6 protein-coding genes are annotated in these 12521 nt (G+C 71.8%); 3 read left to right on the top strand and 3 right to left on the bottom strand.

The annotated features are described in order from the left end of the window. Positions 1 to 284: 284 nt before the first annotated feature. Positions 285 to 2105 carry a VanW family protein gene (locus FBZ33_RS30000; RefSeq protein ID WP_141911728.1) on the bottom strand — a complete coding sequence of 607 codons (1821 nt, stop codon included), beginning with the start codon at positions 2103 to 2105 and terminating at the stop codon, positions 285 to 287. A 181-nt stretch (positions 2106 to 2286) separates the two neighbouring features. Between FBZ33_RS30000 and nudC the strand changes: the two genes are divergently transcribed. Then, complete coding sequence (gene nudC / locus FBZ33_RS29995; RefSeq protein WP_255509074.1) at positions 2287 to 3204, top strand: NAD(+) diphosphatase; 918 nt, start codon at positions 2287 to 2289, stop codon at positions 3202 to 3204. Here nudC and FBZ33_RS29990 read toward each other — a convergent pair. Further along, a complete protein-coding gene (locus FBZ33_RS29990) occupies positions 3201 to 4370 on the bottom strand; it encodes a polysaccharide biosynthesis protein (protein WP_370453113.1) in 1170 nt (389 codons plus the stop codon). The two genes, nudC and FBZ33_RS29990, sit on opposite strands and share 4 nt — an antisense overlap. A 68-nt stretch (positions 4371 to 4438) precedes the next feature. Then, complete coding sequence (locus FBZ33_RS29985; protein ID WP_141911725.1) at positions 4439 to 8764, bottom strand: alpha-(1->3)-arabinofuranosyltransferase; 4326 nt, start codon at positions 8762 to 8764, stop codon at positions 4439 to 4441. Positions 8765 to 8931: 167 nt separating this feature from the next. Here FBZ33_RS29985 and FBZ33_RS29980 point away from each other — a divergent pair, with 167 nt between their 5' ends. Together FBZ33_RS29980 and FBZ33_RS29975 are read left to right on the top strand one after the other, a co-directional pair. Then, positions 8932 to 10809 carry a hypothetical protein gene (locus tag FBZ33_RS29980; RefSeq protein WP_370453112.1) on the top strand — a complete coding sequence of 626 codons (1878 nt, stop codon included), beginning with the start codon at positions 8932 to 8934 and terminating at the stop codon, positions 10807 to 10809. After that, positions 10810 to 12519, top strand: coding sequence for a hypothetical protein (locus tag FBZ33_RS29975; protein ID WP_141911722.1), 1710 nt, complete (start codon positions 10810 to 10812; stop codon positions 12517 to 12519). It begins immediately after the preceding gene. The last annotated feature ends 2 nt before the right edge of the window (positions 12520 to 12521 follow it).

Here is a 12521-nt window from a genome sequence, read left to right as displayed (position 1 = left end):
AGGATCCTGTGGTGGCTGGCGTCCGGGGTGCGTCGGCGCGGTATCGGTGGTGAGGTCATGGGCCCGTTCGAGGAGATGTGGCATCCCGGCCGCACACCGGTTCCGTGCCGAGATCCGGGTGCAGGACGCACGGGTGGTGCCAATGCCGCCGCATGGTGGCCGGCGCCACGGCCAGGGCCGTGACGCCGGCGAGTAAGACCTCAGCGCGGCCAAGACCTAAGCGGGTGAGACCCTCAGAGCGGGTGAGACGTCAGTCCCGGTGAGACATCAGAGCAGGTGAGGCGTCAGGAGGGCTTCGGCCCGCAGACGTAGCGGGGCTCCGCGTCGTAGCGCCAGGTGAACTTCTCCCGCTTGACCACCGCGCCACCCTTCTTGATGACCCGGAAGGCGTCCTGGGTGAAGCCGTTGATGCCGTTGGTCGCGATGCACGAGGGGCCGGGCTCCAGGTGGATCAGCTTCGGCATGGTGATGTTGCGACGCGGCCCGTACTCCGTCTTCACGCTGTCGTAGATCTTCGTGCTCCAGATTGACACCGTGATCGTGCTCGACGTGTACGAGGTGTCGATCAGAACGCCGTAGTCGGTGTTGTTGCGGAACTTGAAGTCCAGGTCCGGCCAGAAGATCGTCGACTCGATGACCGCCGGGTACCTGTCGAACCAGTACGAGTGCGGCTTGTGCTCGACGTCCTCCAACCCGGCGTAGTAGGTCGCGTTGAACAGCGTGGTGGTGAACTGGGAGGTGCCACCGCCGACACCCGGCACCAGTTTGCCGTTCAGGATGACCGGGGCGTCCCGGTAGCCCTGTGCGTAACCGCGTTCACCGGTGTGGCCGTTCAAAGAGAACGTCTTTCCGGGCAGGACGACCGTGCCGTCCACGTCCTTGGCGATGGTGGCGATGTTCTGGCTACGCGATGAGGCCAGACCACCGGTGAATCGGGTGGTGAAGGTGGACACCCGCTCCTTGATGCCCAGGCTGGTCAGCTTCTCCGCGGTCAGCTCCGGTGGCGTCGGCTTCAGCTCGCCGGTCACCTCACGACCCTCCGACTTCGGCAGCACCGCCAGCAGCTCGGTGCCCAGGGTCGCCGTGTCCAGCTGCTGGCCGGAACGCCCTTCGGTGATGGTGGGACGGCCACCGGCGATGGTCACGGTGGCGTCCTTCGCCGGCACCTCGATGGCGTTCAAGCCATCGCCGAGCGCCGCGCGCAGCCGCTTGACGTCCACCGACGGCGTCAGCTTGCCGGTCTTGTCGGCGGTGAACCGCAGGCTCTTCGCGATGGCGGCGGGCGGGACCTTCACCGACCCCTTGTCGGTGCGCAGGGTGACCGGCGCGGCGACCGCCGGCTTCGCCAGCTCGGTGACCAGCTTGTCCAACTCCTCCGGCGTGGTCGCCGGGTGGCTCTCCACCAGGGGCACGGTGACCGGGTTTCCGGCCAGCCAGGCGGCGCGGACCACCTCGGCGGACCGCTGCGGATCCAGGGCCAACCCCGGTTTGGGCTGCACCACCTTCGGCGTGGTGCCCTGGTAGCTGATCGCCGGCATCGTCATGCCCTGGGCCTGGTCGCCGAGCACCTTGCGGAGCGCGTCGTCCAGCCGGCCCGCGTCGACGGTGACCACCGGGTCGACAGTGCGGGAGCCGACCAGCCGGCTGACCGGGTGCGCGTCGGCCTCAGCCGCTGCCGCGACGGTCGCCGGCACGTCGACGGCGAGCCCCACGTCGGCCGGGTTGATCTCGGCGGTGCGTCCGTCGACGGTGACCTTCAGAGGCTTGGCGAGCGCTGCCGCCCGCCGCTCCAGCTCCGCCCGCAACTCGCGGTCGGCGTCCGCGCGGCTCCGGCCGCCCAGCTCGGTGCCGAGCACGCTGGTGCCGCGGGGAACGTCCCCGGCGTACGCCCAGGCGCCGGCACCCGCGACAGCGGCGAACACACCACCGGTGACGCCGGCGGCGAGCAGCATCCGCATCCGGCCGGGGCGGCGCGGGCCGCCCTCCGGCTCGCCGGGGACGGGCGCCGGCCCGGGCGCCGGTCCGTCGTCCGGCCAGGTGACCGCGGTGACCTGCACGGTGGGCCGGTCGTCGGCGGGTGGACTCTTTTCGCCGTACAGCGTCACTGCAACCTCGATCGCCAGGGTGCCGCGGGAGTTCCCCTCCCGGAGGCACCTACGGTAACGAATGCGCGGCCGTCCTTGGCGGCTACGCCCACCAGGCCCAGCTACCGCGTGTCTCCCGGCGTGTCGTGCTGGCCCCGGGGGCGCTGCCGGCGGCGAACCGCAGACGTGGCACGGTGGCCGGGTGGACACAGCGGAACGGGTGTTGGCGTACGGGGGCGGCTGGCTGGACCGGGCGGGCCCGTTGCGCACCGATCCGGCCCGGATGAGTGCGCTGCTCACCGAGTCGACCACGGTGGTGCTGCCCATGTGGCGGGACCGCTGTCTCGTCGACGGGGACGGGCCGGTCCGGCTCACCGCCGAGCGCGCGTCGCTCGTCCGGTCCGCCGCTGGTGAGACCGTCTTCCTGGGGCTCGACGGGGACGCGGCCGTGTTCGCCGCTGACCTGTCCGGGCTTCCCGAGCGGGCCGCCGTCGAGATGGCCGGTGCGACGCGGTCCGTCGACGTACGGGCCCTGGTCGGGCGCCTGAAACCAGGCGACGCGGCCGTCCAGGCGTACGGCAGGGGGTTGCTGCACTGGCACCGGCAGCAGCGGTACTGCGGGACGTGCGGTGCGGCGGCCGTGGCCGGTGGCGGCGGGCACCTGCGGACCTGCACCGGCGGTGAGTGCGGGCGGATCCTGTTTCCCCGGATCGAACCGGCGATCATCGTGTTGATCGAGGCGCCCGGCCCACCGGGGCGATGCCTGCTGGCCAGGCACGCGGGTGCGCCGGAGGACGCCTACTCGACGCTGGCCGGGTTCGTCGAGGTCGGCGAGAGCCTGGAGGACGCGGTCCGTCGGGAGATGGCCGAGGAGGCGGGCGTGACCGTCACCGACGTGACCTACCAGGGGTCGCAGGCGTGGCCGTTCCCCGCCGGCCTGATGGTGGGCTTCCGGGCCACCGCCACGTCCGAGGAGGTACGCGTCGACGGCGAGGAGTTGCTGGAGGCGCGTTGGTTCACCAGGGCTGAGCTGCGGGACCGGATGGCCTCCGGCCGGAGCCTCGGTCGGGTGGACGCGATTGACCACCGCCTTCTGAGTGACTGGCTCGTGGAGGGCTAGCCGGGCCCGATCGCTGGTGCTCCGGGTGGTCGGCGGGCGGTCACCGCCATGATCAGAGTGGTGACGATAGCGGTGCCCAGAGCCGCGAGGAGGAGATCGGCGACGGTGCGTGGCCGTATCGTCGCCGCGACGGTCACCAGGCCGGCCGTGCCCACCCACAGCGGTGCCGCGGCCCACCGCACACCGGCTGCGAGGCGGTCGTTGAGTAACACGAACACCACCGCGTAGAGCGCGCCGATCGCAGCGAAGAGCGGCGCGTACCGGCCGAGGTGGGCGTAGACGGGTCCACCGGCGAGGCGGAAGGCCAGCCCTCCGGCCAGGGTCGACGCGAGCACCAGCACCAGGCCGCAGGTACCCGTCACCGTGAGCGCCACCGTGCGGCTGCGGCGGTCACCGCGGGCGAGACGCGGCAGGGCGAGGACGGCGGCAACCTGGGGTGCCCAGAGCGCGCCCTTGCTCAGGACCGTGCCGACCGAGTACGCCGCGGAACCCGACGGGGGAAGTAGTTGCCGGGCCAGGAGCAGATCGGCGTAGGAGACGACGAGCATCGCCAGGGTCGCGCCGCAGCCGGCGACCACCTGAGCGGTGGTCAGCCGTGGTGCGGTGGACGGTCGTCCGGGTGCGCGGGCGAGTCGGGCCAGCACCGCCGGAGCGAGCGCCGCGGTCAGCGCGCCGACTGCCAGCGCTCCGGTCAGGCCCGCGCCGAGCAACAGCCCGGCGATCACGCCGCCGTAGCGGCCCACGGCGAGCAGGGCCATCCCGGTGGCGAGTCGCAGGAAGCGCTGGCTGCCCTGCAACTCTCCCAGGGAGCGGGCGGAGAGCACGATCGCCGCCGTGGTGACCGCCAGCAGTGCGGGCACCTCGACCGGGAGGTCAAGAGCGGCGACCAGCAGTGGCGTCGCCACGATGAGGCTCCCGGCGCACACGGCGGCCGTGACCGCGGTGAGCCGCCGGGTGTCGGAGGTTCCGTGCCGGGCATGGTGCACGGCGACGGCCAGTTGCAGACCGAGCCCTGGCACGCTGACGATGGCCACCAGACCGAGGGCGGTTGCGAGTGCGCTGAGGTCGGCCGGGTCGAGCCGCCGGGCGGCCAACACCGGGACCAGGTAGGCGAGGCCGTTGACGAGGACGCCGGCCAGGGTGACACCGACTCCCGCCGCGCCCAGTGCTCTGGTCCGTCCGCCGGTCGGCTCCGGCTCCGCGGTCTCCTCCGGACGGCCGGGTCGCCGGGCGCTCACGTGATGTCGGACAGGGCGGGGTGGTGCCCGTCGGTCGTGTCCGGCATCGATGCCTCCGCGACCGCCGGATCCGGTTCCGCCGGAACGGCTGGGGCCGCCGGATTCGGCGTGACTCGGCGTACGGGTCGTCGCCGGGCGGCGGTGGAAAGCCAGAGAGCGCCCAGGGCGACGACGATCGCGAGTTGCAGCAGGGCGTTGGTGTTCCGTTGCGTCGACTCGAGGTAGGCCCACCCGGCGAGCAGGATGAGCGCGCCGGGGAGCCACGTCTCGACGGCCCGTCTGATCGTCCTGGCCCGGCGTGGGTCGGCTGTCCAGGGCAGGCGGCGAGGGCCGGGTACCGCCAGCATGAACCCAGCCGCGACCAACAGGCCGCCGATGAGTCCGCTCGACAGCACCAGCGCGGCGGCGCCGACGGCCAGCAGCGGCAGGGATCGGGTGACCCGACGACGGCCTCGCGGTACGGCGGTCGACGGGGTGCGCCCGGTGGGCTGCCGGGCGGGCAGCACCGCGAGGAGGACCACCACCGCCAGCAGGATGCCGCCGAGCAGAAGGCCCGCTCGGTACGTCGTGTCCGGGGCGAAGCGGAGTACCACCTCCCCGGAGGTGCCGGCGGGAAGAATCCAGCCCTGCTGCCATCCGTCCACCACCAGCGGCTTCAGCGTCCGCCCGCCGATGGTCGCCTCCCAGCCCGTGTTGGTGTTCTCCCGCACGGCGAGTACGCGGTCGACGGGGTGGCCGGTCACCCGTACGCGTCGTTCGGTGGCTGCCCAGGAGCCGACCTCGATGGCGCTGGCGACCGCCGCCGGGGTCGGCGTGGACGTCCGCGGCACCAGGGCGACCCGAGTCGGCGAGGAGAGATTGCTCGGTGTGGTCACGAGGCGGTGCTCCCCGCGGCCCAGGTCAAGCTGTCGGGGCGTGGCCCCGCATGGTGCCACCGGCATCTCGCGCAGTTCGAGCAGGTCGCGGAGTGTGCCGCGGAGCGTGGTGGTCACCCGGGACGCGCCGATCTGCAGCGTCGGACCCGACCCGCAGGCCAGTGTCACGGGTGCGTCGAGGCGTGATCTGACGATGGGCGCTCCGGGCAGCACGGTCACCTCGCCGACCGCGACGGGCAGCTTTTCCGGCAACCGCAGCTTGTACGGGTCCGTGCTGGTGGCGGACGGCTTGTCGAGGAACTGAATGGTGATTTCGTCGGTCCGCATCGGCGGGTCCAGGCGAAGGAGCCCGTCGTCGCCGAGCAGGCTGCTTCGGAAACCGCCGTCGCCGACCACCCGCACACTTCCGAGGCGGGTGGCGGCTGTTTCGTCGTCTACGGATAACCGGAGCCCGGTGATGGTCTGCGGCTTGAGCCACTTGAGGCGAAGGATCGGTGCCTCGTCGCTGACCGCCGGTGACCAACTGGTGGTCGGGTCCCCGTCGAACGCCGCGCCGGCCCGACCGGTCGGGTCGGCAACGGCCGTTGAGGAGGCGGTGACCTGCGCGGTGAGGCGCAGCGGCTGTGCGTCGGCCACCAGCTTGTCGAGGACGTTGTCCAGATCCGGGCCGGCCGTCGGCCGCGCCCACAGCTTGGCGTCGTACGTGCCGGCGGCGGGCAGGGTGAGGGTCCGGTCGATGGTGGAGGCGTCCTCAGAACCGCGTACGGCGTCGGTGGAGCAGCGAGGGTGGCCGTCGACGGAGAAGCAGGCCGGCGTGGTGGGCGCCGCCGACACGACGACGGTCGCCGGCCGATCGGTGGCCGGTGCGGCGGGAAGGACAAGGGTCCGGCTCGTCTGGACGCCGGGAATCTTGATCTCGGCGATGCCCACCGACCCGTTACCGAGCGGGCGGAGGTCGTAAGCCTCGTCGATCGAAATCTGGACCTCGCGGGTGACATGGACGCCGGGCAGTTCGAAGACCATGTGATCGCTGAACTGTTCGACGGTGCGGCTCTCGTACCCGGCGGTGACGGTCACCGTCGTGGGCAGGGTGTCGGCCTTCAGGTCGAACCAAACCTCGACCCGGGTGACCCGTGTCGGGTTGGCGAGGCCAACCTCGACCCACTGGCGGTCGCTGGGCGAGTACGGCGCGGACTGCCAGGAGGTTTCGGGTTTGCCGTCCATCGCCGCGTAAGGCTGGTGCTCAGGGCGGGCGCCGCCGGGGGAGTCCACCTGCGAACGGGCGGTCGACGCGCGAATCGCGCTGATGCCCTCGAAACGGGCGACGGTCAACTGCTGCGCCCCCCACTCGGGCAGGTAGTCGTGAGCGGGTGCCGACACCTCGAAGGTGTCATCGGCGGTGAGAGTCTGGGAGGCGTTGTCGCGCGATCGTCCGAACGACACGTCCCGCCTGCGCAGCCCGTCGGTCATCGCGACCGGGCCGGCAACGCCGGCAGCCGCCGCGTCGCCTGCCAGGACCGTTGGTGCCGCGCCGAGCTGCCCTGCCGCGGCGAGGTCGAGGAGCGATTCGGGGCCTCCCACCACGGTGCTCACGTCGTCACGGTCGTATGCGACCACCGGCTCGACTGGCCGGTCGACCCGGTAGACCTCCAATGCCCGGACGGGCACGTCGAGCCCTTGGTCGCGGAACTCGCCCGGGGACGAAGGCCCGCCGCGCAGGGGGCCGAAGGAGGTGACGCGGGTCAACCCGGGTGAGCGATCCAGTGCCTGGCGGACCACTGCCGGGCGGGCCGTGTCGGAGCGGCCGTGGTCAAGGTCGGCGCGGAACAGGACGTGGCTGATCCCGGACCGGGCGAGCAGGTCGGCCAGGCCGGTCGAGCCGGCGCCGGTGGCGAGTGTCGACTCGATCGCGTCCAGCAGCCGGATCGTGGTCGGTGGGGTGAAGGGGATGGCGTTGCGTACCGCCCACCGGCTGTTCAGCAGGGGCTGGGTCATCTCATCGGTGGTGTTGCCCCAGTCGTACGAGGGGAAGCGCGCCCCGGGTACGACGAGTACCCGCCCGCGCCCGGTGTTCGCGTCGAGCCAGTCGGTGGCCTCATGCCAGTAGCCGGGCACCGCCTTGACGCCGCCTGGCGTGGCGAGACCGCCGGCGAGCGCGGGCGTGGCAACCGCCGTCACGGCGACCATGGCCACGCCGGCCGTGAGCCAGGCCCGTGCGACCGTTCGTGGGCGGTGCTGCTCGGGCGCGGTGCGTGCCGCGCGGACGGCCAGGCCGATCAGGTGCGCCATGCCCAGGGCCAGGGGCAGGCGGAGCAGGACGTCGAACTTGTGCACGTTGCGCAGGGGGGCACCGACGCCGTCGAGGAACTCCCGCTGAGGGCCGGCGAGGAGGTTCGGCAGGTCACCGACGTGCCCCAGACCGACGAGCGCGGCGCCCAGCACCAGACCGGTGATGAGGAACCGGCGGTGCGGCATCCCGCGTCGGGACAGCCCGAGGACACCGAGGGCGGCGACCACCAGGGTCGCGGCGACCAGTAACGCCTCGTTGGCGAGTCGTGCGCCGGCCGGAAGGTTCGGCCCGAACGGGGAGGCCACGTAGGCGAGCCAGTAGGAGGCGCCGCGGAGCGTCGTCACCGCGTCGGTGACGCTGGTCGTGTTCCGGGCGGTCTCGATGTAGTCCAGGAAGGGCGGGCTGTACCGCCCCAGAACCAGCAGCGGAACCAACCACCACGCCGTGGCCAGCGCCACCGCGCCACACCAGGCGGCGATGGCGGTGACGCGGCGGCGTAAGGGCTGGAGGGTGGCGAGCCAGAGCAGGGCGAGTGGCACCACCGCGGCCACGGCTGTGGCGTTGACTCCACCGGCGCAGGCGACGGCGACGGCCGACCCGGCGACGGCGCGCCGCAGGGGGGTACCGCGGGCGAGGCCCACCAGCGGGATCAGCACCCAGGGGGCGATGGCGCTGGGCCAGGACTCCACCGAGGCCCAGCCGAGCTGGGTGAGGATGCGGGGTGACAGCGCGAAGGCGACACCGGCGATCATGCGTCCGGCGGGCGTGCCGATGCCCAGCCTGCCCGACAGCCTTACCACTCCCAGGTAGGCGACACAGAAGATCAGCGCCCACCACAGCCGCTGGACCACCCACGGCGCGAGGCCGAGTTCCGATCCGAGCAGGAAGAACGGGCCCATCGGCCAGAGATATCCGTACGCCTGGTTCTGCAGCTGACCGAACGTGCCGGTGGGGTCCCAGAGGTGCAGCGAGCGGAGCAGCCACCCGGCCGCGTTGACGCTCAGGTCGATCTTGGTGTCGGGGACGACCTGACCAGGGGCCTGCTGAAAGGCGAGGGCGGTGAGAGCGATGCAAATGGTCAGGTGCCGAAACCGTCGGGCCGTGTGCCGGGTACGGCTGGACCCCGGAGCGGCATCATTGGTCACCTCTGCACGCATTTCGGCTCCTGTCTTCGCCAGCCGGACGCGCACCTGCAACCGACGACCGTCGCGCGACGTTATCCGGATCGGGCACGGACGGGCCACCAGGGGTGCTGCGGTGGCGTTATCGGGAGAACGGCCACCCCCACGGCGTGTAAGCGTGTGGCAGGCTGCCGACCATGTCAATGCCAGAAGCTGAGGTCGAGACGCATCCGGAAGGCGTCGCGTCCGAGGGCGACCGGCCGGGGCCGATCGGGCGATGGTTCCGTGCCGACCGTGTCCGCGCGGTAGCGTTCGCCCTCATCGTCGTGTCCGTCGCCTGGCGCGCCGGCCTCGCCACCCGTGGCTGGTTCTCGCAGGACGAGTTCGTCATCGCTGCCCAGGTTCTCGACACCCGGCTGGACGCGGACTACCTCCTGCGCACCTTCAACAACCACCTCATGCCCGGCGGCCTGCTGGTGGCGTGGGCGATGGTGCGGGTGGCGGGCTTTGTCACCTGGCCCTGGGTGCTTCTGCTGGCGGTCGGCCAGGCGGCGACCGGGTTCGCCGTCTACCGGTTGCTGCGCCATCTGCTCCGGCCAGGCTGGGGGCTGCTCATCCCGCTGTGCCTGTTCGTGTTCAGCCCGCTGACGCTTGAGGTCTCCTCGCTGTGGCTGGTCGGGCTGCTCGTGCTGCCGATGCAGTTGGCCCTGGTCATGGCGGCGACGGCCCAGGTCTGGTACGTGCGGACCGGTCGGCTGCGGCACCTGGTGGCGGTCGTCCTGTGGGTGGTGTTCGGCCTGCTCTTCGACACCAAGTCCCTGCTGATCGTGCCGCTGCTGTTCCTGCTGACCGTCTTTCTCTTCACGTCGGGTGGCGCCTGGCGCAGCCTGGTGACGACGGTCCGCCGACACTGGCCGGTGTGGCTGGCGCTCGGTGCGCTGTCAGGGGCGTACCTGGCGTTCTATCTGACCCGTCCCGCCCGCGAGCTGGACGAACCCACATCCGTCGGTCAGATCCTCAAATTCCTCGGTGACCTGGTCGGCGAAACCGTCGTTCCGGGTCTGCTCGGAGGCCCCTGGCGTTGGGCGTACGCCGGTGACGGTCCTCCGGCCGTGAACCCGTACGACATCGCCAAGTGGCTGTCCTGGGCGGTGCTGGGTGCTCTCATCGTGATCACCGCGCGGCGGCGCCCGTCGGCCCGGCGGGCCTGGCTGCTGCTCGCGTGCTACCTCGGGCTGGTCGCCGGGCTCTTCGCCGTGACCCGCCTCGGTGGGCCGCTCGGCACGTTGGTGGGAATCATCCCCCGGTACGTCGCCGACGTGGTGCTGGTCGCCGCGATCTGTGTCGGCGCGGCCCTGTTGGGGACGAAGGACGCCGATGAGGACGACGTGTCCGCGTGGCCGGTGCCGACCGTTCTGCGGGAGCCGGGTGCCTTCGCGGTCGGCCTGGTCTCGATAATTGTCGTCCTGGCCACCATCGGGGTGGGCACTCTGTGGAGCACGGCCCGTTTCGGGGACAACTGGAGCACCAAGTACGGGCGGGACTACCTCGCGACGACGCAGATCGAGCTTGCCGCCGCTGCGCCGGGCACCGTCTTCCTGGAAACCACCGTCCCGGACCGCGTCATCGCCGGCTACTTCTGGCCGGACAATCTCCAGTCGCACTTCTTCCGCCCGGCCGAGCGTCGGCCCACCTTCGTGGCGGAGGCCGAGAAACCGTTCATGTTCGACGACTTCGGCCGGATCCGTCCGGTCGTGGTGCAGGGGCGGAAGATCGTGCCGGGGACGGTGCCCGGCTGCGGGCACCTGGCGGAGGGTGGTCGGCCCGCCCGAATCCCGTTGGACGGGTACCTGGAGGAGTGGCCGTACGCGGTCCATTTCGGCTACGTCAGTTCGGGCGACTCGACGGCAATCTTCCGTCTCGGGGACGCCGTCCGGGTAATCACGCTGAAGCGCGGGCTGAACGACGTGTTCTTCCTGCTGGAGGGGGCTGGGGACGCCGTCGAGGTCACCGTGAGCACCTCGGAGGTCAGGGTGTGCACCCAACTGATCACCGTCGGCCGGGCGGTGCCGGCACCGTGAATGGTTGAGCAGACCACCGGCGTCGGCGCCCCGCCGGTGCGGTGGGTGCGCGACACGCTGCCGCTGTACGCCGTTGCGGCGGCCATCACGGTGCTGGTGCTGGCCCCGCTTGCGGCACCTGGCTACGCGCTGCTGTACGACATGGTGTTCGTACCCCGGCAGCCGCTGAGTTGGGATCTCGTCGCCCCGGCGCAGACTCTGCCCCGGGCGGTGCCGATGGACGCAGTGATGTCCCTGGTCACCCAGCTCGTGCCGGGCTGGGCGGTGCAGCGGGTGGCGCTCGGTGGGGCGGTTCTCCTGGCTGCGGTCGGCGCCGGCCGTCTGGTGCCGACCGAACGGCTCGCGGTCCGGTTGCTCGCCGCGGTGGCGTACGCGTGGACGCCCTACCTTGCCGAGCGACTGCTGATCGGACAGTGGGGGCTGCTGCTCGCGTACGCCGCGCTGCCCTGGTTGGTCCGGGCGGCGCTGGACCTGCGGGCGGGTCGTGATGGCGCGCTCGCTCGGGTGGTTCTCGCCGCCGCTCCCGCCGCGATCACCCCGACCGGCGGGTTGATCGCGTTGGGCACGGTGATCCTGCTGGTGTCGGACCGGACGCGCCTTCGCCGGTCGGCGCTCGTGGTGGGCGGCGTCGCGTTCCTCAACGCCCCCTGGGTGACCGCCGCCCTGGTCACCGGTGCTGGCGGGTCATCCGATTCGGCGGGGGTGGCGGCGTTCGCGGCGCGTTCGGAGAACTGGGCTGGCCCGCTGGTGGCGCTCGCGGGTACGGGTGGCGTCTGGAGCGCACAGGCGACTCCCTCCAGTCGCGCGGCACCGCTGGTGCCGCTGGCGACCCTGATCCTGCTGATCCTGGCCGGTGTCGGTGCCGGCCTGCTGCGGCGCCGGCTGTCCCCGGGTACGGCGGTGCGGCTGGCGGTGCTCGCCGGGATCGCCTTCCTCCTCGCTGCCCTCGGGGTGCTCCCCGGCGGGGCCGCCGCGCTGCGTTGGGCGGTGGTGCACCTGCCGGGCGCGGGGCTGCTTCGAGACGGCCAGAAGTTCCTGGCCCCGTACGCCCTGCTGCTGGTGGTGTGTGCCGCGTTGGGCGCCGAGCGGCTGGTGGCCAGGATCGACCGGGAGGTGGCGGGGGTGGTTCTGGTCGGCCTGCTGCTCCTGCCGGTGGCCGTCATGCCGGACCTCGCCTACGGCGGTGCCGGCCGGCTTCGTCCGGTGAGCTATCCGGCGGACTGGCAGGCGGTCGCCGAGCGGGTGGCCGGCGAGCCGGGGGAGATCCTCGCGCTGCCGCTGTCCGCCTACCGGGCCTACCCGTGGAACCCGGGACGTGTCGTCCTGGATCCGTTGCCGCGCTATCTGCCGGGGACGGTGCTGACCGACGACACACTCCGGGTCGGCGATGTCGCGGTGGCCGGGGAGAATCCACGGATCCGCGAGGTGCGCCGGGTGTTGGCCGAGGGGCGGCCCGTCTCGGCCACCGGCGTGCGCTGGGTGGTGGTGCACCACCAAGGGCCCAGCGAGGTCGACCCGGCGACCCTTCGTGATCTCGAAACCGTCCACGAGGGACCGTTTCTCACTCTCTACCGAAATCCCGCTGTTCATCCCGAATCGGACCCCCCTGGACATGGCGCGTGGGCAGTCGTGATGACGCTCGTCGCTGCCCTTCTGGTGGTTATGGCTGCTGCCATTTCGGCACTACACCGGCGCCCTACCGCGTGGTAACG

The organism is Micromonospora sp. A202 (assembly GCF_006715105.1).
GTDB lineage: Bacteria > Actinomycetota > Actinomycetes > Mycobacteriales > Micromonosporaceae > Micromonospora > Micromonospora zamorensis.
The sequence above is the reverse complement of the archived record's forward strand: the minus strand, read 5'-3'. Positions and strand labels throughout refer to the sequence as shown.

Excerpts from the sequence above, each read along its gene's own strand:
- FBZ33_RS29985 (WP_141911725.1), bottom strand. The coding sequence starts at position 8,764 with ATGCGTGCAGAGGTGACCAATGATGCCGCTCCGGGGTCCAGCCGTACC.
- FBZ33_RS29980 (WP_370453112.1), top strand. The coding sequence starts at position 8,932 with ATGCCAGAAGCTGAGGTCGAGACGCATCCGGAAGGCGTCGCGTCCGAG.
- FBZ33_RS29975 (WP_141911722.1), top strand. The coding sequence starts at position 10,810 with ATGGTTGAGCAGACCACCGGCGTCGGCGCCCCGCCGGTGCGGTGGGTG.